Annotated in this window: 24 protein-coding genes and 3 tRNA genes; 13 read left to right on the top strand and 14 right to left on the bottom strand. The window is 43.1% G+C overall.

From position 1 onward, the window contains the following. Positions 1-133: 133 nt before the first annotated feature. From frr to rpsB, 4 genes are all read right to left on the bottom strand, one after another. Positions 134-691 carry a ribosome recycling factor gene (gene frr, locus QS795_RS13695; RefSeq protein ID WP_036956356.1) on the bottom strand — a complete coding sequence of 186 codons (558 nt, stop codon included), beginning with the start codon at positions 689-691 and terminating at the stop codon, positions 134-136. Positions 692-799: 108 nt separating this feature from the next. Then, positions 800-1,528 carry a UMP kinase gene (gene pyrH / locus QS795_RS13700; RefSeq protein WP_006814045.1) on the bottom strand — a complete coding sequence of 243 codons (729 nt, stop codon included), beginning with the start codon at positions 1,526-1,528 and terminating at the stop codon, positions 800-802. Between the two features lie 206 nt (positions 1,529-1,734). Continuing rightward, complete coding sequence (gene tsf / locus QS795_RS13705; RefSeq protein WP_036956353.1) at positions 1,735-2,586, bottom strand: translation elongation factor Ts; 852 nt, start codon at positions 2,584-2,586, stop codon at positions 1,735-1,737. A gap of 134 nt (positions 2,587-2,720) precedes the next feature. After that, complete coding sequence (gene rpsB / locus QS795_RS13710) at positions 2,721-3,446, bottom strand: 30S ribosomal protein S2 (RefSeq protein WP_036956352.1); 726 nt, start codon at positions 3,444-3,446, stop codon at positions 2,721-2,723. Between the two features lie 687 nt (positions 3,447-4,133). On the opposite strand from rpsB, the gene map reads away from it, so the two are divergent. From map to QS795_RS13730, 4 genes are all read left to right on the top strand, one after another. Next, complete coding sequence (gene map / locus QS795_RS13715; protein ID WP_036956350.1) at positions 4,134-4,931, top strand: type I methionyl aminopeptidase; 798 nt, start codon at positions 4,134-4,136, stop codon at positions 4,929-4,931. Positions 4,932-5,037: 106 nt separating this feature from the next. Then, a complete protein-coding gene (gene glnD / locus QS795_RS13720) occupies positions 5,038-7,677 on the top strand; it encodes a bifunctional uridylyltransferase/uridylyl-removing protein GlnD (RefSeq protein WP_286270633.1) in 2,640 nt (879 codons plus the stop codon). Positions 7,678-7,737: 60 nt separating this feature from the next. Then, the gene (gene dapD, locus QS795_RS13725; RefSeq protein WP_132496506.1) at positions 7,738-8,565 is read left to right on the top strand and encodes a 2,3,4,5-tetrahydropyridine-2,6-dicarboxylate N-succinyltransferase; all 828 of its coding nucleotides are present in this window, start codon (positions 7,738-7,740) and stop codon (positions 8,563-8,565) included. A 512-nt stretch (positions 8,566-9,077) separates the two neighbouring features. Beyond that, positions 9,078-9,464, top strand: coding sequence for a DUF3461 family protein (locus QS795_RS13730; protein WP_154603346.1), 387 nt, complete (start codon positions 9,078-9,080; stop codon positions 9,462-9,464). Positions 9,465-9,526: 62 nt separating this feature from the next. Here the strand turns inward: QS795_RS13730 and QS795_RS13735 are convergent, their stop codons facing one another. From QS795_RS13735 to QS795_RS13745, 3 genes are read right to left on the bottom strand one after another with little or no spacing between them, the layout of a single operon-like run. Beyond that, positions 9,527-9,979: a flavodoxin gene (locus tag QS795_RS13735; protein ID WP_286270630.1), complete on the bottom strand. Its 453-nt coding sequence runs from the start codon at positions 9,977-9,979 to the stop codon at positions 9,527-9,529. 23 nt (positions 9,980-10,002) lie between these two features. Next, positions 10,003-10,761, bottom strand: a complete 759-nt coding sequence (gene truC, locus QS795_RS13740) for a tRNA pseudouridine(65) synthase TruC (RefSeq protein ID WP_181477515.1) — start codon at positions 10,759-10,761, stop codon at positions 10,003-10,005. A 3-nt stretch (positions 10,762-10,764) separates the two neighbouring features. After that, positions 10,765-11,103 carry a YqcC family protein gene (locus QS795_RS13745; RefSeq protein ID WP_154603349.1) on the bottom strand — a complete coding sequence of 113 codons (339 nt, stop codon included), beginning with the start codon at positions 11,101-11,103 and terminating at the stop codon, positions 10,765-10,767. Between the two features lie 248 nt (positions 11,104-11,351). Between QS795_RS13745 and QS795_RS13750 the strand changes: the two genes are divergently transcribed. Further along, positions 11,352-12,248, top strand: coding sequence for a VirK/YbjX family protein (locus tag QS795_RS13750; protein WP_154603350.1), 897 nt, complete (start codon positions 11,352-11,354; stop codon positions 12,246-12,248). Positions 12,249-12,633: 385 nt separating this feature from the next. On the opposite strand, the gene syd is transcribed toward QS795_RS13750, so the two are convergent. Beyond that, positions 12,634-13,194, bottom strand: coding sequence for a SecY-interacting protein (gene syd / locus QS795_RS13755; protein ID WP_154603351.1), 561 nt, complete (start codon positions 13,192-13,194; stop codon positions 12,634-12,636). A gap of 158 nt (positions 13,195-13,352) precedes the next feature. Here syd and queF point away from each other — a divergent pair, with 158 nt between their 5' ends. The 3 genes from queF to xni all read left to right on the top strand — a co-directional run bounded on the left by queF (position 13,353) and on the right by xni (position 16,469). Next, on the top strand, positions 13,353-14,198 hold the full coding sequence (gene queF / locus QS795_RS13760; RefSeq protein ID WP_286270615.1) for an NADPH-dependent 7-cyano-7-deazaguanine reductase QueF: 846 nt from the start codon (positions 13,353-13,355) through the stop codon (positions 14,196-14,198). Between the two features lie 103 nt (positions 14,199-14,301). Next, positions 14,302-15,669: a nucleotide 5'-monophosphate nucleosidase PpnN gene (gene ppnN / locus QS795_RS13765; protein ID WP_154638747.1), complete on the top strand. Its 1,368-nt coding sequence runs from the start codon at positions 14,302-14,304 to the stop codon at positions 15,667-15,669. A 44-nt stretch (positions 15,670-15,713) separates the two neighbouring features. After that, positions 15,714-16,469: a flap endonuclease Xni gene (xni, locus tag QS795_RS13770; protein ID WP_154603532.1), complete on the top strand. Its 756-nt coding sequence runs from the start codon at positions 15,714-15,716 to the stop codon at positions 16,467-16,469. Between the two features lie 57 nt (positions 16,470-16,526). On the opposite strand, the gene rlmM is transcribed toward xni, so the two are convergent. From rlmM to QS795_RS13785, 3 genes are read right to left on the bottom strand one after another with little or no spacing between them, the layout of a single operon-like run. After that, positions 16,527-17,630, bottom strand: coding sequence for a 23S rRNA (cytidine(2498)-2'-O)-methyltransferase RlmM (gene rlmM / locus QS795_RS13775; protein WP_286270614.1), 1,104 nt, complete (start codon positions 17,628-17,630; stop codon positions 16,527-16,529). Continuing rightward, positions 17,623-18,018 carry a DUF423 domain-containing protein gene (locus QS795_RS13780; protein WP_036956331.1) on the bottom strand — a complete coding sequence of 132 codons (396 nt, stop codon included), beginning with the start codon at positions 18,016-18,018 and terminating at the stop codon, positions 17,623-17,625. The genes rlmM and QS795_RS13780 overlap by 8 nt, the downstream gene beginning before the upstream one ends. A gap of 27 nt (positions 18,019-18,045) precedes the next feature. Further along, positions 18,046-18,987 carry a transcriptional regulator GcvA gene (locus tag QS795_RS13785; protein WP_154603355.1) on the bottom strand — a complete coding sequence of 314 codons (942 nt, stop codon included), beginning with the start codon at positions 18,985-18,987 and terminating at the stop codon, positions 18,046-18,048. A gap of 658 nt (positions 18,988-19,645) precedes the next feature. Here QS795_RS13785 and csdA point away from each other — a divergent pair. Further along, complete coding sequence (csdA, locus tag QS795_RS13790) at positions 19,646-20,851, top strand: cysteine desulfurase CsdA (RefSeq protein ID WP_181477519.1); 1,206 nt, start codon at positions 19,646-19,648, stop codon at positions 20,849-20,851. Between the two features lie 11 nt (positions 20,852-20,862). Then, positions 20,863-21,324: a cysteine desulfurase sulfur acceptor subunit CsdE gene (csdE, locus tag QS795_RS13795; RefSeq protein WP_154603357.1), complete on the top strand. Its 462-nt coding sequence runs from the start codon at positions 20,863-20,865 to the stop codon at positions 21,322-21,324. A gap of 33 nt (positions 21,325-21,357) precedes the next feature. Here the strand turns inward: csdE and tcdA are convergent, their stop codons facing one another. Both tcdA and mltA read right to left on the bottom strand, forming a co-directional pair. Continuing rightward, positions 21,358-22,170 (bottom strand): tRNA cyclic N6-threonylcarbamoyladenosine(37) synthase TcdA, encoded by an 813-nt coding sequence (gene tcdA / locus QS795_RS13800; protein WP_154603358.1) that lies wholly within the window; start codon positions 22,168-22,170, stop codon positions 21,358-21,360. Positions 22,171-22,222: 52 nt separating this feature from the next. Beyond that, positions 22,223-23,314: a murein transglycosylase A gene (gene mltA, locus QS795_RS13805; protein WP_154603359.1), complete on the bottom strand. Its 1,092-nt coding sequence runs from the start codon at positions 23,312-23,314 to the stop codon at positions 22,223-22,225. A gap of 227 nt (positions 23,315-23,541) precedes the next feature. Here mltA and QS795_RS13810 point away from each other — a divergent pair. The 3 genes from QS795_RS13810 (at position 23,542) to QS795_RS13820 (ending at position 23,886) form a co-directional block, all read left to right on the top strand. After that, positions 23,542-23,618: transfer RNA gene (locus QS795_RS13810), tRNA-Met, on the top strand. A gap of 87 nt (positions 23,619-23,705) precedes the next feature. Next, positions 23,706-23,782 (top strand) — tRNA-Met (locus tag QS795_RS13815). Between the two features lie 27 nt (positions 23,783-23,809). Further along, a tRNA-Met gene (locus QS795_RS13820) sits at positions 23,810-23,886 on the top strand. Positions 23,887-24,043: 157 nt separating this feature from the next. Here the strand turns inward: QS795_RS13820 and amiC are convergent. Continuing rightward, positions 24,044-25,294 (bottom strand): N-acetylmuramoyl-L-alanine amidase AmiC, encoded by a 1,251-nt coding sequence (amiC, locus tag QS795_RS13825; RefSeq protein ID WP_286270609.1) that lies wholly within the window; start codon positions 25,292-25,294, stop codon positions 24,044-24,046. Between the last annotated feature and the right edge of the window lie 121 nt (positions 25,295-25,415).

Consider the following 25,415-nt stretch of genomic DNA (forward strand, 5'->3'; position numbering starts at 1 on the left):
GTATTAATTCAATACTGAGATTATATCAGCTTAGCGATGAGAAAGGATTGTTTAATAGAAATGATAAATAATAAAGCCATACTAAAGCACACTTTTAAAAAATGTGTTCAGATGGCTTTATTATCAAGATGGATTAAAACTCCATCAGCTCCGCTTCTTTCTGAGCTAAAGCTTCATCCACTTTTTTGATGAAGTTATCAGTCAGTTTTTGGATGTCATCCTGTGAACGGCGCTCGTCATCTTCACTGATTTCTTTGTCTTTCAGTAAAGCTTTAACTTTATCGTTAGCGTCACGGCGAACGTTACGAATCGCGATACGACCTTGCTCTGCATCACCACGAACCACTTTGATTAAGTCTTTACGACGCTCTTCCGTTAATGGAGGAAGTGGAACGCGAATAACAGTACCTGCTGAAGATGGGTTCAGACCTAAGTCAGACGCCATGATCGCTTTTTCAATTGCAGGTGACATGCTACGGTCAAAAACAGAAATTGCTAATGTACGTGAATCTTCAACAGTCACGTTAGCTAATTGACGCAGAGGCGTTGCTGAACCGTAATATTCAACAGAAATACCGTCTAACAGGCTTGGTGAAGCGCGGCCAGTACGAACTTTGCTGATTTGACTTTTTAGTGCTTCGAGGCTCTTTTCCATACGGTCTTGAGCATCTTTTTGGATTTCGTTAATCACGTTATCAACCCTTAAGAACTTGTTATTAAAGGCCGCAAAGCAGCCTCGCTTAAATTGTCTGAATTTATGTTAGATAATACATTCAAACTCAGGTCATGTCTCTGAGTATTAATTGTGAGAAATCAGAGTTCCTTCGTTTTCACCCATCACAACACGGCGTAATGCGCCTGGCTTATTCATGTTGAAAACACGAATTGGCAGGTTGTGATCGCGTGCTAGCGTAAATGCAGCTAAATCCATAACTTTCAATTCACGCTCAAGAACTTCTTGATAATTCAGATTTTCATACAGAACGGCATCAGGATCTTTGGCAGGATCTGACGAGTAAACGCCATCAACTTTTGTGGCTTTCAGTACAACATCAGCTTCAATTTCAATACCGCGTAAGCAAGCTGCTGAGTCCGTTGTGAAGAATGGATTTCCTGTTCCCGCAGAGAAAATAACCACACGGCCGTGACGCAGTAAGCTGATAGCTTCAGCCCAGCTATAGTTGTCACACACACCATTAAGTGGAATAGCAGACATTAGTCTTGCGTTAACGTATGCACGGTGCAGCGCATCACGCATTGCCAGACCATTCATCACGGTTGCCAGCATCCCCATATGGTCACCAACAACGCGGTTCATGCCAGCTTGTGCCAGACCGGCACCACGGAACAAGTTACCACCACCAATAACCACACCGACCTGTATACCCAGTTCTATAAGTTCTTTGATTTCCTGAGCCATACGATCTAAAACGCTAGCATCGATACCAAAACCTTCTGCACCTTGTAGAGCCTCGCCACTTAGTTTAAGCAGAATACGCTGATAAACGGGTTTTGCATTGGTTGCCATGAGTTGTGTCCTAACAGGTCATTATTGGAGTCATACATATAGAGCCTCGCTCTATATGCCGAAAAATGTATTTGATACAGAATGCTACACAAAAATAGTTCAAGTTACAGGATGTTGAGTCGCTACACCAAAAGAGGAGAATGCATGCAGCTTGAAATATGTAGTGTATTAAAGAAAGGCCGCCAATCGGCGGCCCTTTTCGTTGATTACTTGCTCATTGCAGCAACTTCTGCTGCGAAGTCAGTTTCAACTTTCTCGATACCTTCACCAACTTCAAAGCGGATGAAGTTAGTTACGTTAGCACCTTTTTCTTTCAGTAAGTCACCAACAGATTTGCTTGGATCCATTACGAAAGGCTGGCCAGTCAGAGAGATTTCGCCAGTGAATTTGTTCATGCGACCGATAACCATTTTTTCAGCGATTTCGCGTGGTTTACCAGATTGCATAGCGATGTCTAACTGAATTTGGTGCTCGTGAGCAACAACGTCAGCTGGAACGTTTTCTGGAGTTACATATTCTGGCTTGCTTGCAGCAATGTGCATAGCGATGTGTTTCAGCAGTTCTTCATCTGCGCCTTCGCCAGCAACCAGAACACCGATACGAGCACCGTGCAGGTAGCTACCTACTTGTGCGCCTTCCAGAATAGCAACGCGACGGATATTGATGTTTTCACCAATTTTCGCAACTAAAGCTGTACGAGCTTCTTCGAATTTTGCTTTCAGAGCGTCGATGTCAGCGTTTTTATCAGCAACAACTGAAGCTAAAACTTCTTTACCGAATGCTAAGAAACCAGCATCTTTAGCAACGAAGTCAGTTTCGCAGTTCAGTTCGATCAGCGCACCAGTTTTACCGTCGTTGAAAACTTCAGTCAGGATAACGCCTTCAGCAGCAACACGGCCTGCTTTTTTAGCTGCTTTCGCTTGACCTGATTTACGCATGTTGTCGATTGCTAATTCGATGTCGCCGTTAGCTTCAACTAATGCTTTTTTACATTCCATCATACCTGCGCCAGTACGTTCGCGCAGTTCTTTTACCAATGCAGCGGTAATTCCAGACATGTGATTTATTCCTCGATATGCCTCACGGGACTTTCCCACAAGGATAATTCTGATTCACAGAGACAAAAGGGGCCTAAGTAGGCCCCTTCTAACCAATATATAGCAATACCTGGTTAATAAGGGCTTTTGCCTTATTATTCAGCTTCTACTAAGCTTTCTTCTGCTTGAACAGCCAGATCTTGTGAACGACCTTCACGAACGGTGTTTGCAACAGCGCCCAGATACAGTTTGATTGCACGGATTGCATCGTCGTTACCAGGGATAACGAAGTCGATACCGTCTGGATCAGAGTTAGTATCAACGATAGCGAATACTGGGATACCCAGGTTGTTAGCTTCTTTGATAGCAATGTGTTCGTGGTCTGCATCGATAACGAACAGAGCGTCTGGTAAACCGCCCATATCTTTGATACCGCCTAAGCTGTTTTCTAACTTACCAAGTTCACGAGTACGCATCAGCGCTTCTTTCTTGGTCAGTTTATCGAAAGTACCGTCTTGTGACTGAACTTCCAGATCTTTCAGACGCTTGATTGACTGACGAACAGTTTTCCAGTTAGTCAGCATCCCACCTAACCAACGGTGGTTTACGAAATATTGATCACAGCTTCCAGCAGCTTCTTGAACGGCTTCGCTTGCAGCACGTTTAGTACCAACAAACAGAATCTTGCCTTTACGAGAAGCAATTTTAGTCAACTCAGCCAGAGCTTCGTTGAACATTGGAACAGTCTTTTCCAAGTTGATGATATGAACTTTGTTACGAGCGCCGAAAATGAAAGGTTTCATTTTAGGGTTCCAGTAACGAGTCTGGTGACCAAAGTGAACGCCCGCTTGTAACATATCGCGCATGGAAACAGTTGCCATTTTATACCTCTGTATATAAGTAATTGGGGTTATGCCTCCACGAATCCCATGCTACCGACTCTATAGCTGCGTCTAAACGCATAAGAGCACCCCGGCGCACGTGCCGATTCGTGTGTGTTATTACACAATTGAGTTTTAGTTTACGCACATCCAATCGATGCCTTTAAGATTCACTCACTAATCCAAATTAGATTAAAAAATGAGATAAAGAGAAAAATATGGATTGCCGGCGCGCTTTATATCATAAAATGCAGTTACAATCCAATAATTGTTGTTTTTTTCGCTGATAAAAACCAAGCGCATTATTCAAATCTCAACGAATTTTGCCCGTTACAAAAGAACCACTGAGCAAATATAGAACAACAACAAAACGATAGCGAAAAATGGCCAAGATGAAAAACTCATCATCAAAAATCGACTGGCGATTTTGACAATTTGTGCTCTAAAAAGCTCAATTTGAACAAACCACGCCTGAGGCTTGGCTTACCCTGTGCTCCATTATCTGTTTTTAATCGGCTTGTATAATCGGATTGTGGGCATCTAAACATATCGCCTACTAGTTGGCAGAAAATGCGGTGACTGTTACCATACTCGGCATCAACGGTAAAAATGTCGCAACAATTGCCCATTTCCAAACCCTTTTTTTAACATGTCGCAAATCCCTGCTGACATATATGGACTGAACTCATGGCTATTATTATCAAAACTGAAGAAGATATTCAGAAAATGCGTGTTGCTGGTCGCCTAGCAGCTGAAGTGTTAGAAATGATCGCACCGCATGTTGTGCCGGGAGTCAGTACAGGTGAATTGGATCGCCTTTGCCACAAACACATTGTTGAGCAACAACAAGCGATCCCAGCCTGCCTTGACTACCATGGTTTCCCTAAGTCTGTTTGTATTTCTGTGAATGATGTTATCTGCCACGGCATTCCAAGCGACGATAAAATTCTGAAAGATGGTGATGTGGTTAACATCGACGTCACTGTCATCAAAAATGGTTTCCACGGCGATACCTCTAAAATGTTCATCGTCGGTAAACCGACTATCCAAGGTGAGCGCCTGTGCCAAGTGACGCAAGAGAGTCTGTATCTGGCAATCCGAATGGTGAAACCAGGTATTCGTTTACGCACCATTGGTAAAGCCATTCAAGAATTTGTTGAGAAACAAGACCTGTCCGTTGTTCGTGAATATTGCGGCCACGGTATCGGTGAAGGCTTCCATGAAGAGCCACAAGTTCTGCATTATGATGCCGATGACAGCGGCGTTGTGCTGCAAAAAGGCATGACTTTCACTATCGAACCAATGGTGAATACCGGTGATTTCCGTATCCGTACCATGAAAGATGGCTGGACAGTCAAAACTAAAGACCGTGGTTGGTCTGCACAGTACGAACACACTTTAGCAGTGACTGACAACGGCTGTGAAATTTTAACTCTGCGTAAAGAAGAAGAGCCTTTTATTTCAGCGGTTCTGATCAACGAGTAATCGTATTTCAAGCTCCTCCTAGGGGGAGCTTAGTTTTTCTGTTCATCCCCCCTAAAAAAACGTAAGCTGATCATAATTTCTGTATGGCTCTCAACACGGACAGATGATGATGACGGCACCTTCAAACAGCTATTTATCCCCCACTCAATTCCAACCTTCCGATCTTGAGCTCTCAGCGCTTCGGCAACACGTTGACCAATTTGATGCTTGGCTAGAATCTGCATTTCACCAAGGAAAAAATGTTGTGGATTTACTCCGCGCTCGCAGTGACTACCTTGATGCCCTGCTCACCAAGCTTTGGCAAAGTTACCATTTTGACCAATGTTCAGGGATGTCGTTGATTGCCGTCGGAGGCTATGGTCGTCATGAGCTACACCCACTATCAGATATCGACATTTTAATTCTCAGCCAGCAACCGCTTCCTGAAGAGATTGCGGCTAAAGTCGGTCAGTTCATTACCCTGCTGTGGGATTTGCGTTTTGATATCGGGCACAGTGTTCGCTCATTGGAAGAGTGCATTGACGCTGGAAAACAAGACTTAACCACAGCGACTAATCTGATTGAATCGCGCCTAATCTGTGGTGATATCACCCTATTCTTAAGCTTACAGAAAACCATTTTTAGTGATGATTTTTGGCCTTCCGCCACATTTTTTGCCGCAAAATTAGCCGAACAGCAGGAACGCCATCAGCGTTATCACAGTACCAGCTACAACTTAGAGCCAGATATTAAAAGCAGCCCCGGCGGATTGCGGGATATTCATACCTTACTGTGGGTAGGCCGCCGTCATTTTGGTGCGACAACCGTCGATGAAATGGTCGGCTTTGGTTTCCTCACCGAAGAAGAACGTCAAGAGCTCAAAGAGTGTTTATCGTTTTTATGGAAAATCCGCTTTGCCTTGCATTTAGTGGTCAAGCGCTATGACAACCGACTACTGTTTGATCGTCAATTTAGTGTCGCACAATCATTAGGTTACACCGGCGAGCGGAACCAACCTGTCGAGCGCATGATGAAAGATTTCTATCGCGTCACTCGCCGCGTCAGGGAATTGAATCAAATGCTGCTGCAACTGTTTGATGAAGCTATTTTGGCCTTGAATCCCAATGAAAAACCGCGTCCTATTGATGAATACTTTCAACTACGTGGCAACTTAATCGATGTGATTGACGAAATGCTGTTTATTAAACAGCCAGAAGCTATTTTGAAAATGTTCTATCAAATGGCTCGCAACCCCAATATTGAAGGGATCTACTCCACCACATTACGCCAATTACGCTTTGCACGGCGCGATCTGAAAGTCCCATTATGCGAAATCCCTGAAGCTCGCCGCATGTTTATCAAAATATTGCGCCACCCAAGAGCGATAAAGGGAGCCTTTGTGCCGATGCACTTACACAGTGTTCTCAGCGCCTATACACCATTTTGGAGCAACATTGTCGGGCAAATGCAATTCGACCTGTTCCACGCCTATACGGTGGATGAGCACACTATTCGCGTCTTACAGAAAATCGACAGTTTTACGCAGGAAGAGAATCGCCGCGAGCACCCGCTATGCGTCAGTGTTTACCCTAAGATTTTGCAGCCGGAACTGTTGCGCTTAGCAGCGATGTTTCATGATATTGCTAAAGGGCGCTCTGGGGATCACTCCGATTTGGGTGCTGAATTTGTCTATGAATTCGCCCTTCAACACGATTTTACAACCAAAGATGCCGAGCTTGTCTCATGGCTGGTGAAAAACCATCTATTGATGTCCGTGACAGCCCAACGCCGAGATATTCAAGACCCTGATGTGATTAAACAGTTTGCAGGGGAAGTAAAATCGACAGCACGCTTAAATTACCTAATGTGCTTAACAGTTGCCGATATTTGTGCCACCAACAGCACATTATGGAATAGCTGGAAGCAAAGCTTGATCCGCGAGCTCTATCTTTCAACCGAGCATCAACTCAACCAAGGTATGCAAAGCACTCCCGACCTTCGCGAGCGGATTCGTCACCATCGCTACCAAGCGCTATCGCTACTGCGCCAATCTCATGTCGATGAAGAGCATCTCAACACTCTGTGGTCACGCTGTCATGCAGATTATTTCCTGCGCCATACGCCGATTCAACTGGCTTGGCACGCCAACCATTTGCTCAAGCACGATTTAACACAGCCTTTGGTGTTAATCAGTACTCAGCCGAAACATGGCGGAACAGAAATTTTTATCTGGTGCCACGACAAAGCGCATTTATTTGCAGCCGTTGCTAGTGAGCTGGATAGACGCAATCTAAGCATTCATAGCGCTCAAATTTTTACCAATAAAGATAATATGGCGATGGATACTTTCGTGGTGCTCGAACCTAACGGCTCGCCACTTTCGAAAGATAGATATGAACATATCCGCAAGGCGCTATTACTGGCAGTTCAGCAACCTGAAATTCCGTTACCAAAACCGCGAACACTCCCTGCGAAGCTACGCCATTTCAGCGTGCCAACCAAAGTGAATTTTCTACACTCCAATAATGACCGCCGTACCTACATGGAGTTATTCGCCCTTGATCAACCCGGCTTGCTCGCCAAAGTAGGCCACATTTTCGCTCAGATGGAAATTTCTTTATACGGCGCCCGCATCACAACCATTGGTGAAAAAGTCGAAGACTTTTTTGTATTGGCAGATAAAGAACACAAAGCATTGGATAAAAATATGCAACAAGAGTTATCAGAAAGGTTGACAGAAGCCCTTAAATCGAAGGATAAAATATAGTGCCAGTCTCATTGATGGCATGTTACCTGACTGAGAACCATTGTAGGAGAAACAGCATTAATGCAACAATTACAAACAATTATTGAGCAAGCATTCGAAGATCGCGCATCCATTACTCCAAATACCGTTACCCCAGCGGTTAAACAAGCCGTGATGGAAACCATCGCTTTATTAGATAGCGGTAAACTGCGTGTTGCAGAAAAAATTGCGGGTGTTTGGGTCACTCACCAGTGGCTGAAAAAAGCCGTTTTATTATCTTTCCGTATTCATGATAACCAAGTCATCGAAGGCGCTGAAAGCCGCTATTTTGACAAAGTTCCGATGAAATTTGCGGATTACGACAAAGCTCGCTTTGAACGTGAAGGCTTCCGTGTTGTTCCACCAGCAGCCGTACGCCAAGGAGCTTATATCGCCAAAAACAGCGTGTTGATGCCATCTTACGTTAACATCGGTGCGTATGTTGATGAAGGAACCATGGTTGATACATGGGCAACGGTTGGTTCTTGTGCGCAAATTGGTAAAAATGTTCACTTATCGGGTGGTGTTGGCATCGGAGGTGTTCTGGAGCCATTACAAGCAAACCCAACAATTATCGAAGATAACTGTTTTATCGGCGCACGTTCTGAAGTCGTTGAAGGCGTAATTGTTGAAGAAGGCTCCGTGATTTCTATGGGCGTTTATCTGGGTCAAAGCACCAAGATTTATGACCGTGAAACGGGTGAAATTTTCTATGGTCGCGTACCTGCTGGCTCCGTTGTCGTTTCTGGTAACTTACCGTCCAAAGATGGTAGCTACAGCCTGTACTGCGCAGTGATTGTGAAAAAAGTCGACGAAAAAACCCGCGGAAAAGTCGGCATCAATGAGTTACTAAGAAGTATTGACGAGTAATTATAAATGAGTGGCTTACTCGTAAGTTACCGAATCAATTACTCATCAAACTCTACATACTCTCACCTTCCCCTACATTTTAAGGGGCATAAGGTGTAAAACGCGAAGCTACCCCGAAACGCATGTCCATCTGCGAATCGGGTAGCCGAGTGTCCCATCAAGCTATTGTTCCACTGATCCATTGATTCACAATGGAAAATCCCGCACTTCAAGCATAAACCTCTCGTTAAGTCAGCAGAAGCCTCTGGGTTATAGATAGATAACGTAAATAATAAAGTAGATTCTATTACAAACAGAGGTTGGTCAAACTGGATTAATCGCGCATAATATGACCGAGAATTTACTGCCCTTGGTCAATTAGCTGCTATTATTAGATGGTTATTTTGTAACTAATCATTTTATAAGCAATTAGGGCTCAGTAAATGGTTATAAAAAGAGACCGCTTTGTTTATAGCCCTTATTTATAACCCTAAAAGTCATCGACACAGTCCCTTACGATTAAGCGAGCTAACATGTACGACAATTTGAAAAGTTTAGGCATCAGCAATCCGCAAGATATTGACCGCTATTCCCTGCGCCAAGAAGCTAATAACGATATTTTAAAAATTTACTTTCGCAAAGATAAAGGCGAGTTTTTCGCTAAAAGCGTGAAGTTTAAGTACCCACGCCAGCGTAAGACCGTTGCAGCAACTGATGGCAGCAACAACTTCAAAGAAATTAACGAAATCAATACTAACTTACGTTATGTAATTGAAGAACTGGATCAAATTTGTCAAAACGACCAAACTGATATTGATTTAAAACACAAAATTTTGGATGACCTACGTCATTTAGAACACGTTGTGTCCAATAAAATCGCGGAAATTGAAGCAGATCTCGAGAAACTCACTCGTAAATAATCAGCTTCCTCACTGCACTGTAAGCCAATATGTTTACAGTGCAGATGCATAATGCACGCTATTTACAGCATATCCCCCCAAAACTGTAACCACGCTTTGGCAAACTCTTCAGGCTCTTCCACTTCTGTCGCATCAATAAACAGCACATCACCAATACGGCTGCCAGATTGCTCAGCTAATAGCTCATCAAACTGTTTACCAGCCCCGCAGAAGTTCTCATAGCTGCTATCACCTAAAGCAATCACGCCATATTTCAATTCAGGCTGATAGCCGACAACATCTTTAATTTCATAGAAAAGCGGCGCAATAGTATCGGGAATATCGCCTTGTCCGGTGGTGGAGGTGATCACTAAAGCAATGCCCTCTCCCGCATTGTAAATTTGCCAATCCGCCAGAGTTGGCTCCTCAAACACTGCGACTTCATGTCCTTGCTGTTCAAAGATCTCTTGCGCCACCTCAGCAACCGCTAATGCGTTGCCATACACCGTCCCGACAAAAATTCCGATTTTGGACATTACGCCCTCCTTATAAAAACCTGTCAAACAGGATAATCAATCACATTAATGTCGAGCTTCGAGACAGTATCACCCCATCCAAATTGCTCAACTAATGATAGCCATTGTGCATCCCATGGCGCGACTAACGATATTTTTTCTTCTGTTATAGGGTGAATAAATATTAGCTGACTAGCATGCAGCATCAAGCGAGAAACTGAAAAATGCTCACTCACACCGCGGTTTTGTCGTAAGTCCCCATGTTTACTATCCCCTATAATTGGATGACGTAAATGGGACATGTGGCGTCTTAATTGGTGTTTACGTCCAGTTTCAGGCTTAAGTTCAACAAGGCTAAAACGCGCAGTATCATAGCGCCCAATCGCTACTGGACACTCAACTGTCGCTAAAGGTTTGTAATGGGTGACACACTCTTGTAACCGTGGCTCTTTAGTGGCATGTTTATCCGCAATTTTGTCGAGTTCCTCGAGCAACGGATAATCCAATCTATCCCCTTGTGTAACGTAGCCTCGCACAATCGCATGGTACACTTTTTCCATGGTATGCTGCTCGAACTGCTCGGCGAGTGACCTTGCTACCTCACTGGATAATGCAAACAACAACACACCCGATGTCGGTCTATCAAGACGATGGATTGGAAAAACATGCTGCCCAATTTGGTCACGCAGTGTTTGCATCACAAACACCGTTTCTTTGCTGTCGAGCCAACTGCGGTGCACCAACATGCCTGCTGGTTTATTAACAGCAACTACATACTCATCTTGGTAGATAATATCCAGCATCCGTTATTCACCCATCACGGTGAATTGAAAGTAGCTATCTAACTCACGCAAATGATCGAGGAATGCAATAAAGCGCCCTTCTTCATCGTCTTTGTAGATCTCTTCAAAATATGGTGCGATAGCAAAATTGCTCGGCAACATGGCACCTTGATCAATCATCGCAGTCAACCGAGGAATTAAAATCCACTGTAACCATTGCGCAGCCTCCATCGTATCGATGGCGAAAGGTTCTACACTTTCAAACGCGTCTGGACTTGGTGGTACTTCTTCCCATAAGGATTTGGCTCTCATCTCTATTTCAAGATGACCGAGTTTCTCAAGGATGCGTTGCTCAATATTCATACTAAAACCTATTCAACTATAATAATTCAAAATATACCGTATTTTTGGGTGCAGTTCTGTCGCAAACATGGGGATGAGACAAACAAAAAGCAATAATATGTCTAAAAATTGACTTTCAATTTTCCATTCTTAACATTTATTAAAATAATGAATATTTGTTTATCATTCGTTATATGTTCAGCATTTATTATCAAATGTTTTTCTACACAGTTTGCTTTTTTCATTATTAACATAAAGATGGTTTATCTATGGGACTATTAAAGCAGTGGCGTCAACAAAACAAGACATGGAAATCTTTCACTAACAAATACGTACAGCTAAAAAGAAAGATCCGCATTGCTAAGTTGCCTTCACAACAATATCAGCAATATCAATCGATGTGCGATACATACCAAAGCGCCCAGCTATCAGCGACTATCGATGGTGTACCTCAATTTATTGAGCGACCAATCAACAAATATCTGCATAAAGCATGGAGCGGTAAACAGAAATTATCCACTGCAAGCTACACGTTAGATTTAATTGAAAAAACCTTTACGCCTGAAGCTATTAACGCCATGTTTTCAGATAAACGAGATGGCTTAACGGTCGCGAATATTGAGCTAAAATCTGGTGATTTTGCCCAATTAAAAATGATTTATTCTCAATATCCACGTGAAGGGGATCTCTCCATCCATTTACTCAATGAAACAGGTGATGAAATCTATTTGATGAGTTTCTCATTTGGTGAACAAGGCCAGCTGTATGTCTGCTCTCTACAAGGGCCATCGACAGAGCAGAGTGTAGAGCAAGTGAAATCCATCACAAAGCAGATGCATGCAATGAGGCCTAAAAACCTTTTGATGTCTGCTATTTATGCGGTAGCTGCTTATTTCCAAATCAAATCTATTCTCGGAATTTCAAATAACAGCCATATCAAAAGCCAGCATTTAAAATCTAGCTACGATACCTTTTGGGAGGAATGTGGCGGCGTTTTAAATGCTGAAGGTTGGTATCAATTACCGCTTCAAGAGCCGATGCGTGATATCGAATCAGTAAAAAGCCAGAGACGTTCTGAATTTCGTAAGCGCGAAGCACTGAGAGAAGCTATGTCCCAAAGCATTATTGAGTCCCTTACCCAATACTCAAACTCAGCTCAGAAATAAAAAAAAGTAGCCAGTTAAAACTAACTGGCTACTTATCTCTCAATTGACTTGCATCCTGCAATGCGACTTCCTGCCGCCTAACATCCTGTTAGATAAAAATTTAGCAGACCAACTGTTCTGCTAGGTTATCCATTTCCTTGTTTTTTATATGTAAAAAGCTAAACAACTACCCTGTCCAGCCCGATAAGAATGTATTAAATCCATTAACCAAACAACCTAGTGTTCTACATTCTGGTTATTCAAAAAATAGTAAAAAACTTAAAATGGATAGTAACGCCATGAAATTAAAAGTTAAATAGTTCTCATTTCAGTAAAATGAAAAATTATTAAGACATGGCTTAACCAAATTGTAGGCAATAACCTACAACACCATGCTATACATCTCTTACCCCTGAGATGATATAACGGGCTTCAGTTGTTGAATAAAGCTCGCAAGATTTTCTGCAATAACTTGTCGTTGCTTGCTTCCAAACGTTTCTACAATAATTTCTCCGGTTAAATTACACATAGAAATCATCTCTAATTCAGAGTCTAACGTAGCAATAAACAGCGTTGGTGCTAACTTTAAGCGCTTTTGAGTCACCAAATGCCCAATCAAGTTTTCCTGTAAGCGAATAAAGTCCTCCTCGCTCCACACTTGCACCAAATTCAATGACAAGTCACCAAATGTCGCACTCATGTCTCCAGCTAACTGAGTGGTATAAAAAGCGTGAATATCGTCCTGTAATTGGAGATCTAGCGCATTAGCCACATTATTTAAGCTTTTCTCTTCTAATGGAAACGGTTGAGGCTCCCAATAAACCACATCATCACCAGTACGAACGATGCAAGGAGAAGGTACCCCATACAGCTCAGCAGACACCGGCGGAAGCCCCGTTGCTTCTTGCCACTTAGCCACATACTGGCTGGTAAAATTTTTAATTAAATCAGAGATTATTGTATTCATCGTTTTTCAATTGTGAGAAATGACATTATTGAAACCAATTTAAATTGGCAGACTCAATATTACGGATAAGTGGTATTATGACAGAAGTTAACCAGCGAATAAAACGCACTCAGTTTGCCAATGTTCAGCACTGACACACCGAAAAGATAAGGATCACAATGTCTCACTATCAAAATAACCCCGCTCTCGATAATTTAACCCTCGGGAAAAAGACGGCTTATAATGACCAGTATGATGCCACTTTATTGCAAGCGGTGCCCCGTAGCCTTAATCGTGATCCTTTGGATATTCATGCTGATACACTGCCATTCCACGGTGCCGATATTTGGACACTGTATGAACTCTCTTGGCTAAATGCCCGTGGCGTTCCTCAAGTGGCGATAGGCTCTGTCAGTGTAGATGCGACAAGTGAAAATCTGGTGGAGTCAAAAAGCTTTAAGCTTTATCTGAATAGTTTCAATCAGACCCGATTCGAAACGTGGGAAAATGTGCGAAGCGTTTTGCAAAATGACCTAAGCCGCTGTGCTAATGGCGAGGTTAAGGTTACACTTTATAAACTTGATGACTTCACTCAGCAAGCCATTCACCCATTCCAAGGTGTCTGTATTGATGAGCAAGAGATTGACATCGATAACTATGAATTTAATCGCGACTATTTGGTCGATTGCACCCAACCAGAGGTCGTCGAAGAAACCCTCGTCAGCCACCTGTTGAAATCAAACTGTTTGATCACCAACCAACCTGATTGGGGCTCAGTACAAATTCATTATCGTGGTCCGAAAATTGGCCGTGAAGCGTTATTACGTTACCTCGTCTCATTTCGTCATCATAATGAATTCCACGAACAGTGTGTGGAGCGCATCTTCAACGACATAACAATACTGTGCAAACCAGAAAAATTATCGGTGTATGCACGCTATACTCGCCGAGGTGGGCTTGATATCAACCCATGGCGCAGTAATGAACAATTCGAGCCTGACACGGGTCGTTTGGCACGGCAATAAGTACCTACTAAATTGAAAATCAGTGTAATTTAAGAGAATGCTATTTAAATCATTTTCAATGTAATTCACGCGTCAAGAGCCCAATTGGGCAAAGGAGTGTTACTTGATTACTCATATCAGTCCATTAGGATCTATGGATCTATTGTCTCAGCTTGAAGTCGATATGCTGAAACGTACGGCGAGCAGCCATTTGTATCAGCTATATCGAAACTGCTCCTTAGCGGTATTACATTCAGGAAGTCTAACTGACAGCAGTAAAGAGCTTTTAGAAAAAAGTGCAGGTTTTGATATCAACATTTTACGCCGTGAGCGTGGTATCAAATTAGAGCTTATCAACCCGCCAGAAAAAGCGTTCGTTGACGGTAAAATTATTCGCTCATTGCAAGCAAACTTGTTTGCCGTACTGCGCGACATCCTGTTTGTTCACGCTCAAATCAGCAACGCCAAACAGCAGTTACATCTTGATTTAGAAAACAGCACTCACCTCACTAATATGATCTTTTCCATCTTACGTAACGCTCGTGCGCTACATATTGGTGAAGAGCCGAATATGATCGTGTGCTGGGGTGGTCACTCCATTAATGAAAATGAATACCTGTATGGCCGTAAAGTCGGTAATGAACTAGGCTTGCGCGAACTGAACATCTGTACGGGCTGTGGACCTGGAGCCATGGAGGCACCAATGAAAGGTGCCGCGGTAGGTCACGCTCAACAGCGCTATAAAGATAGTCGTTTTATCGGGTTAACTGAGCCATCCATCATCGCGGCTGAACCACCTAACCCATTAGTGAATGAACTGATCATCATGCCAGACATTGAAAAACGTCTTGAGGCATTTGTCCGTTTAGCCCACGGGATCATTATTTTCCCTGGTGGTGTAGGAACTGCAGAAGAGCTGCTGTATCTGCTGGGTATTATGATGGATCCTGAAAATACCGAGCAAGTGCTGCCATTAGTCCTGACTGGGCCGAAAGAGAGCGCTGAATACTTCTCTGTTTTGGATGATTTTATTCGCCATACTCTGGGAGATGAAGCGAGCAAACATTACCAAATCATTATCGACAACCCGCAAGAAGTGGCACGCGTGATGAAAAAAGGTATGTCTGCAGTGAAAGAGTGCCGTCGTAATACGGGTGATGCGTACAGCTTCAACTGGTCGATTAAAATCGCCCCTGACCTACAGCATCCGTTTGAACCAACCCATGAAAATATGGCGTCACTGAATCTGCATCCGGGCCAATCCCCAGAAAAACTGGCTTCAGATTTACGCCGTGCTTTCTCTGGAATTGTCGCCGGTAACGTCAAAGAAGTCGGCATGAAAGCGATTGAAAAACATGGCCCTTTCAAAATTCATGGGGATAGCGACATCATGAAACGCATGGATATTTTACTCCAAGGTTTCGTGAAACAGCATCGTATGAAGTTGCCGGGTGGCACCGCTTACGAACCTTGCTATGAAATTGTGAAATAATCACCTACGCGCCAAGGATGGCGCGTTTAACCACCAAACGGCTTATGATCCATTTATTAATTATTGATGCTTTAAACTTAATTCGACGTATCCACGCGGTTCAGGGTAGCCCATGTGGAGAGACCTGTTTGTCCGCTATTTCTCAGTTGATTAACCACACTAACGCCACCCATATCGTGGCAGTATTTGATGAAGAAGGTCGCCACCATAGTTGGCGTCATGAGAAACTGCCTGACTATAAAGCCGGGCGTCAGCCTATGCCTGAAAACTTGCAAGCTGAGTTACCTCAGCTCGTTGCTCAGTTTGAAGAGAATGGTATTCATTGCTGGCAATCTGAAGGTGATGAAGCTGATGATTTAGCCGCAACTCTTGCCAAACGTATTGCCGATTCTGGGCATACCGTCACCATCGTCTCTACCGATAAAGGTTACTGCCAGCTACTTTCTCCAAACCTGCGTATCCGTGACTATTTTCAAAAACGTTGGTTGGACGTACCTTTCATCGAGAATGAATTTGGAGTCAAGCCTGAACAACTACCTGATTACTGGGGTTTAGCGGGGATCAGCAGCAGTAAAGTTCCTGGGGTGGCAGGTATTGGCGCAAAAAGTGCCACGGAGCTACTTCAGCGATTCCACACGATTGAAAATCTGTACGCCAACTTTGATGCTCTTGAAGAGAAATGGCAGAAAAAACTGATTAACCAACAAGAAATGGCGCTTATCTGTCGCGATATTGCCACATTAAAAACAGACATTGCCTTGAAAGGTAATCTGAATCAGTTACGCTATCAAGCTAAATAGCAGGCACAAAAAAGGTCACTTCACAGTGACCTTTTTACTATTCAAGCCAACTTTGACTTAATAATATTCACGTGCCATTGGGTTTGCAGACCAAACACGTTGTACATGCACGGTGACTTCTTCACGGTCATGATACAAATGTTTCGCGTGGATCAGAACGTTGATACCATTCTCTTTCAGCTGAACTTTCATTTTTTCCAGAATATGCGCGACTTCTTCATAACGCTTTTTCATCGGCAGCTTCAAGTTAAAAATGGTCTCGCGGCACCAGCCTTCTTGCAGCCACTGAGTCATTAATGCGGCCACTTTGGCAGGTTTTTCCACCATATCACATACGAGCCACGTGATATTTTGAGAGGTTGGCTTAAATTTAAAACCATCTTCACGGTGATGTCGAACTTGCCCTGTATTCATCAGGCTTTCCGCCATTGGACCATTATCTACCGCTTCCACCATCATGCTGCGTTTGACAAGCTGGTAAGTCCATCCTCCCGGACATGCGCCTAAATCCACTGCTTTCATGCCACTCGCTAAACGCTCATCCCATTCTTCATAAGGAATAAACACATGGAAAGCCTCTTCCAACTTTAACGTCGAGCGGCTTGGTGCATCCGATGGGAACTTCAAGCGTGGAATACCCATATAGAAATTCGAGCTATTATTCGAATAAGAATAACCAGTATAGCAGCACCCCGGCGCAATAAAGAACACGTGGACGACTGGACGTTTAAAGTTCTCTTGCGCTAATAAGATTTTCTCTTGGCGTAACGCATTACGTAGAGGTACCGTAAATTTACGGCAGAATTTCATCAATTCTTTTGATTCATTGGTATCCGCAACTTCAACACGCAGATCCCCCGCTCTCTCAACCTGCTGGCTAAGCGCATTCACAATCGGTGTGACTCTATCTTCTGGTGGTAAATCTTTTAATAAATCACCCACCACAAACATTTGGCGAGCAAAAATCAATTCACGAAATGGAAGTGTACGCGCAAGGATGTCCGCATCCTCAGATTGATAACATTCGAAAATAACATAGCCGCTATTTTCTTTAACGCGGGCAAAACCGTAAATTTCGCGTTGCCCTGCTTTATCTGTAATTTCTGCTGCGCACTCTTTTTCAAAGCCCGGGCGGCAATATAATGCAATTTTATTACTCATTGCGTGACGCCGATTTCCTTAGACGCATAGCGCCAATAACAACTAAAAGCCAGCCAACGAGGAAGCAAACGCCACCTATTGGCGTAAAATAAGAGAAGTATTTTACCTGCAATAAGGCCATACAATAAAGGCTACCGCTAAAAAGAAGTATCCCTACGGAGAAAAACACACCAGCCCAATAGAACCACAAAATGACTTTACGCAGTAATACCGCACCCAGCACCATTAATGCAACGGTATGAAACATTTGATAACGTAGCCCTGTTTCAATCCAAGCCATTTGATGAGCGCTCATAATTGGAGAAAGTGCATGAGAACCAATGGCACCAAATGCAACAATAAAAAATCCACTAATCCCTGCAAAAATTAACATCAAACGACTATTCACAATAGCACCTTCGTTTTAACTGTTTGATTATTGTATATGCGTCAAATCTTGGTCATTGGTAATAAAGCCAAGCTTTTCTTGCTCACTGGCTGCTTGCGCAAGGATCCATTGACGAAATGCCGCTATTTTCCCTAAATCGGCCTGACTCTCTTGGCAGACCAGATAGAATGCATTTTTACTGACTAATACTTCACTAAACGGACACACCAATCTGCCGGCATCAATCTCATTCTTTGCCATCACATTATTGGTTAATGCCACCCCTTGCCCATGAACTGCTGCTTGGATCACCATGGCACTGTGACTAAAAATAGGCCCTTGCTGCACATTCACAATATTTTGTAGATCTAATTGCTTAACATAAGCTTGCCAATCACGACGAGAAGAATCATGAAGCAGCGTATGCTTAGCTAAATCTTCCGGGTTCTTCAGTTGATTTCCCCCGGTCATCAATGCAGGTGAACACACTGGCATTAAATATTCGGCGTAAAGTCTGTCCGTTCTTAAGCCTGTCCAGTTTCCTCGGCCATAAAAAATGGCCACATCCACATCATCCGCTAGCTTATCTTCTTCCCGATCAACAGCTTGAATACGCACATCAATGCCAGGGAAAGCTTGGTTAAATCCAGAAAGCCGAGGAACCAGCCATTGTATCGCGAAACTTGGCGATAAACTTACAGTTAGTGCGCCTTTTGCACTTCTGGCTTGAAGCTTTCTCGTCGCTTCATTTAAAGACGAGAAAATTTCCTTGATATCAAGGTAATAACTTTGCCCTTCTTCCGTCAGCAGTAGTGATCGATTTCGACGGCGAAATAGTTTTAATCCGAGGAAATCTTCTAAGCTTTTTATTTGATGACTGACAGCTGCCTGTGTCACAAATAATTCATCTGCCGCTTTAGTAAAACTTAAATGACGAGCGGCGGCATCAAACACTCTCAGAGCATTTAAAGGCGGTAATCTTTTAGACATAATCTCTTCGACTCAGCTTCGTTATACGCATTAGTTTTTCTCATCCGAAGCATTATAAATTGTCCCTTGAGGATACGCCAGTAAATACCTATAGTATGCGCACTTCCTAAGCCGGAACGAAAAGTTGCAGAGTTTAGTTACTTTGAAACTTTTGGCTTTGTGGTTGTGATGTTGTGTTTGCAAGTTGTCTGGTTAATCCAGGCTTTGTAGCGATTGCTACTGTTTTTTTTCACTTCCTGTACATTTACCCTGTCTGTCCATAGTGATTTTTATAGTGCACCGCCTAAGCGCGGTGCTTTTTTTATTTTGGGCGACATAAAATCCCTTATGAAAGATAAAAAAACATTATCCCATCGGATTTCGAGTAAAAAAGCCCATAAAACGCATCTTAAATTAAATTTAACCATTCGGTTAAAAAGCAAACCTTCATCGACTTAGTGCGTTAACTTTTTTCAGGCGCGCAATTATTCAAAAATTTGCGCAAAAATCTTCCTGTTAAGTGTAACAAATTATTTCTAATAATCGATAACTGAATAACATTTTTTATCTCCATCTACTTATTCACTGTTTTCCGTTATTATCATAATCAACGCATATTCATAACCACAACTATAGCCACATTCACCTGTTGGATAGCTAACATCAAAGAATCAGCATAATGGATAACTTTAACGCTCCTCAATTTCGTCAGCAATTTCCAGCCATCGGCTCTGACATTGTTTTCCTTGATAGCGCCGCCACCGCCCTAAAACCCTTGGATATGATCAACGCCTCTGACGATTACTACCGTTTTTCAGGTAGTTCGGTCTATCGCGGGCAATCTCCCGAAGCATTAAAAATTACTCAATTGTACGAGCAAGGTCGCGTATTAACGGCAAAATATATCCAAGCGCCAGACGAAAAATCCATTATCTGGACACGTGGCACCACTGAATCTATTAACTTGATTGCGCAGAGCTATTTCCGTGAGAAACTTCAAGCAGGTGACGAAATTATCGTCAGTGAGACTGAGCATCACTCAAACTTACTGCCGTGGCTGATGTTGGCACAACAAACAGGTGCAAAGATCGTAAAATGGTCGGTGACTCCTGACTTAACCTTAAATCTCAATGCGCTGCTATCGATCTTGAACGCCAAAAGTAAAATTGTTGCCGTAACGCAAATGTCTAACGTAACGGGCTACCAGCCGGACATTAGCGCGATAACCACACTTGCTCATCAATTTGGTGCAAAAGTCGTTGTTGATGGCGCTCAAGGCGTTGTACACCATCCTCTTAACGTCATGGAAACTAATGTAGATTTCTACGCGTTTTCAGCACACAAATTATATGGGCCAACAGGTTTAGGCATCTGCTATGGAAAACCTGAACATTTAGCCAATATGAGTCCATGGCATGGTGGCGGTAAAATGTTAAATCACGTTGATTTTTCAGGTTTCACCCTCGCCCCAATACCTCAACGATTTGAAGCTGGAACCCCGAATATCGCAGGTGTAATAGCCTTTTCAGCTGTGCTCAAGTGGCTTTCAACGCAAAAATTAGCGCAAGCAGAAGCCTATACTTGCGCCTTGATAGACTATGCCTATGAGCAGCTTTCTCAACTCGAAGGTGCGATTTGCTATCGCACGCAAAATTCGCCACTTTTATCTTTCAATTTCCACAATATTCACCATAGTGATTTAGGGCTTTTCTTGACCGAACAAAAAATTGCATTACGCTATGGACAACATTGTGCTCAACCATTGATGGATTCACTCAATATCAGCGGGTGTTTACGTATCTCCGCCATGCCATATAACAACAGGCAAGATATTGATAAATTTATTGATTCAGTGAAATTTGCACTTTCGATTTTAAATGATTAAAAGGTAATCTAATGACTTTGTCTCGACATGAACTGGCTTCTCATCCATTTGGCACAGAAATTGTCATTCACGAAATCGTTGAACAGTTTTCCAAACAAAAAGCGTGGGAAGATAAATATCGCTTACTTATTCAACTCGCGAAAAAACTGCCCTCTCTCACAGAAGAAGAAAAGCAGCAGACTCAGGAAGTTCATGGGTGTGAAAACCGTGTATGGATTGGCGCTATTCTCAATGATGATGACACATTCCATTTTTATGGGGATAGCGAAGGACGTGTAGTGAAAGGGTTATTTGCTATTTTGCTCGCCTGCGTTGAACAGAAAAATGCACAGCAAATTTTAGCAACTGACTTCGATGAGATTTTCAGCCAGACTGGCTTATCAGGGCAACTGAGTGAATCCCGCCAAAATGGGATCCACGCATTGATTACTGCAATCAAAAACATTGCGGGTGAAATGACCCCAGCAGAATGATTATTCCGTTGAGGCTACACCGTAGCCTCAATTCTACTGTTTAGCTTCTCTTTGTGCCTTTGCGACCATCTTTTTCAACGCATGGGACACCGCAATAAAGCCAAAACTGGCCGTCACCATCGTGACCGCACCAAATCCTGATGCGCAGTCCATACGTTTTGAACCATCTGCCGTGCTTTTCGCTGCGCACACCGTTCCATCACTCTGTGGATAGACCAACTGCTCCGTCGAAAATACACAATCGATTCCCAATTTACCTTTGCCATTTTTCACGACATTAAAGTCTGATTTCAGACGTTCGCGTAATTTTGCTGCCAAAGGATCTTGAACTGTCTTTGCTAAATCTGCGACTTGAATTTGGGTCGGATCGATTTGACCACCAGCGCCTCCCGTCGTCACGACAGGAATTTTAAAACGTCGACAATATGCCAGCAGCGCCGCTTTCGGTCTTACACTGTCAATGGCATCAATAACGTAATCAAATCCCAAAGAGAGGTATTCAGCCACATTATCCACCGTAATGAAATCATCGATAACATTCACGGTACACTCAGGATTGATTGCCAAAATGCGCTCTTTCATCACATCAACTTTAGGTAGCCCCACCGTTGATTTCAATGCATGAAGTTGGCGATTCGTATTTGTCACGCAGATATCATCCATATCTATCAGGGTGATAGCACCAATACCTGAACGCGCCAATGCTTCAGCAGCCCACACGCCAACGCCGCCCACACCAATAACACACACATGTGAACGTGCAAAAAGATGAAGGGCTTGTTGCCCATATAAACGCCCGATTCCAGCGAATCGCTGCATCCACGCATCAGAAAGCTGAGCTTGCATAATCACAAACAACCTTAGTTAAAACGAAAATCGAATAAACAGTAAATGAGGGCTACATCGCACTAAAAACAGGCTGGCTCTTTTTCAGAACCCATACTCGGCCATAGTGGTTATAAAAACCGGCCATTTTACCTGCATCGTGCCCTGTTCCATGATAAATATCGAAATGGTGCCCTTTAATTGCGCCACCCACATCAAGGGCAACCATCATACGCATTTCGTATCTACCCGTAAATTTCCCATTGCCATCTAACACAGGAACTTCGGCTAGCAATGCGGTTCCCGGTGGGATCAAGGTTTTATCCGATGCTACCGACGCTTTTGCCACTAATGGCACCGCACTCGCACCTCTGACAGGGACGAAAGATTGCGGTTTAAAGAAAACAAACGATGGATTACTTTCAAGTAATTCACGCACTTCTTGTTCACTGTGGGTGTTTGTCCAGTCGTGAATAGCCTGTAGGGACATTTTTTCTAAAGGCACTTCGCCTCTATCAACTAGCACCTTGCCAATACTTTTATATGCATGACCATTTTTGCCTGCATAAGCGAAGAAATTCAGTGGGCTACCATCGCCAAAATCCACGTAACCACTGCCTTGCACTTCCATCATAAAATTGTCGACAGGAGAATCGCTGTAAGCCAAGATCAGATTGTTACTGAGTGCACCATTATATATTTGCGCACGGCTAGGTAAGCGCCCCTTGCTTTTTGACGGCATACCATACAATGGATGGCGGTAATTACCTTGCGGCGAGCGGCGAGCTTCAATTACTGGCGTGTAGTATCCCGTGAATTGGACGTTTCCGTAATTGTCCATCCCTTCCATTTGGAAAGCCGACAAATTGAAACGCGATAACTGAGCAGGATCGCCCCCTGCCATCAACCAGTTTTCTATTGCGTGGTAAGTTTCATTATTGTTGTTGAATAAGCGTGGCGATGCATTTTGAATTTCCGTCACTTGGCGATTAAAATCCGGCGCATTTATTGGTCGTCCTTGCACGTTAACTTGATTAACTTGTTGCAAGTCTCTATGCAATTTCCCGTCTTTATATTGTTGTCCTTTATCTGTTGGATGAGATTGACACCCAGCCAGTAAAGAAAAGAAGACGCCCGCGATTAACCCTTTCAGCCATGAATTCATCTTTATACCACCTAACACATATCCAATATGAAGCGCACAATAGCAAACCCAAATTGAGAATGAAACGGCTATAAATATTTAGTGAGGTTATTTTTGGATTAGAAACCTTTAAAGAACAAAAAAACTACATTTTGTGCGATTTTTAAACACCACTTAATGAAAAATGAAAAAAAAACACGAAAAAACTTGCATCAGATCTCATCCCGAGTATAGTGCCCGCTATCGGACGCGGGGTGGAGCAGCATGGTAGCTCGTCGGGCTCATAACCCGAAGGTCGTTGGTTCAAATCCAGCCCCCGCAACCAATTTCTTAATTTAGTCAAACTTGATTCAGTCAAAGTAAATTCAGCAGTAAAATCAAAGTAGTATCCCAAAGTAGTGAAATATTCAGGCGCGGGATGGAGCAGCATGGTAGCTCGTCGGGCTCATAACCCGAAGGTCGTTGGTTCAAATCCAGCTCCCGCAACCAATTCCTGATATATTTAACCTCTTCAGTCGCGGGGTGGAGCAGCTTGGTAGCTCGTCGGGCTCATAACCCGAAGGTCGTTGGTTCAAATCCAGCCCCCGCAACCAATTCTTTTTTCTTTTCTTATATACCCTTTACTTCATTTTCCTTAGCCATATCAAAACCAAAACTGATTCTTAATCACTTAGTTTCTTGTTTTCAGCCAATAAAAAAGGCGACTCACATTGCTGTTTGCCACCTTCTTCGATATGTAAAATCTCGCAATTAATTACGGATAGCTAGCTCACCACCATTACGGAAATAAGCTTTGATTCCTTCAAAAATCGACTCAGCCATCTGCTGTTGAAACTTAGCGGTTTTGAGTTTGCGCTCTTCCTCTAAGTTACTGATAAAGGCCGTTTCCACTAAAATGGATGGAATTTCTGGGGCTTTTAATACCGCGAAGCCAGCTTGATCCACTTTGTTTTTATGTAGCCGGTTAACGCGGCCCATGCGTTTTAAAACTTCATCCCCAAACTTCAAGCTGTCATTGATCGTAGCTGTTTGCACCAGATCTAACATGGTGTGGTCGAGATACGCATCGCCGCTTTTACTCACACCACCAATTAAGTCAGCTTCGTTCTGAGTTTGAGCAAGGTAACGCGCCGTGTTACTGGTTGCCCCTTTCGTGGACAATGCGAAAACCGATGAACCATTCGCTGAACGGTTGGTAAATGCATCCGCATGAATAGAAACAAACAAATCGGCCTGCATCTTTCTCGCTTTCGCCACGCGAACTTTTAATGGAATAAAGACATCCTCATTACGCGTCATATAGGCCCGCATTTTCGGATCTTTATCAATCAGCGTTCTCAAGCGACGAGCGATTTGTAAAACCACATCTTTTTCACGGATCTTATACTTACCAATCGCACCGGGGTCTTCCCCACCGTGGCCTGGGTCAATCATAATGACAATCGGCCTATCGGTACCCGCTTTCCCCGGTTTTTTCGCCTGTACCGGCATACTCTCTTCTAAATCACCTTTGTTGTAATCTTCAAGGAGTGCCAATAATGGGTCGTCGTTGGTTTCAACACCTTTACCTGGATAGAAATCCATGACTAAACGGTGTTTAAATTCAGCAACTGGCGGTAGAGTAAAGAACCGAGGAGATACTTTGTTTTTAACTTCGAAAACCAAACGTACCGTTTTAGGATCAAACTGCCCGACTCTCACTAATTTTAAGTAAGGGTCTCGAGACTGAATTTGGCTACCCATATTCTTAAGAACGTTATTTAATTGAACGCCCTCTAAATCAACAACAATACGCTCAGGATTGTTTAAAACAAACTGGCGATACTTTAAAGGAATGCTGGATTCTAGAGTAATACGGGTATAACTCGAGGCTGGCCAAATACGAACGGCAACAACGCTACTACTGGCAGCAAAACCGAATGGGCTGACACTTAATAGCATAACTGCCGCCGCACCTTGCAATAGGCGACGTTTTGATGGGCTGTGATCTTGATGACTCATCAATAATTCCGAATCTATATCCTGAAAAGTTTAATAATATCTAAGACAAGAGATAATATATTAGCGACTAATTCGCACTCTATCTAGTTCTTCATCCTTTGTCATTACCAATCTATTCTAT

Origin of the sequence: Providencia zhijiangensis (assembly GCF_030315915.2) — a bacterium.
GTDB classification, from domain to species: domain Bacteria; phylum Pseudomonadota; class Gammaproteobacteria; order Enterobacterales; family Enterobacteriaceae; genus Providencia; species Providencia zhijiangensis.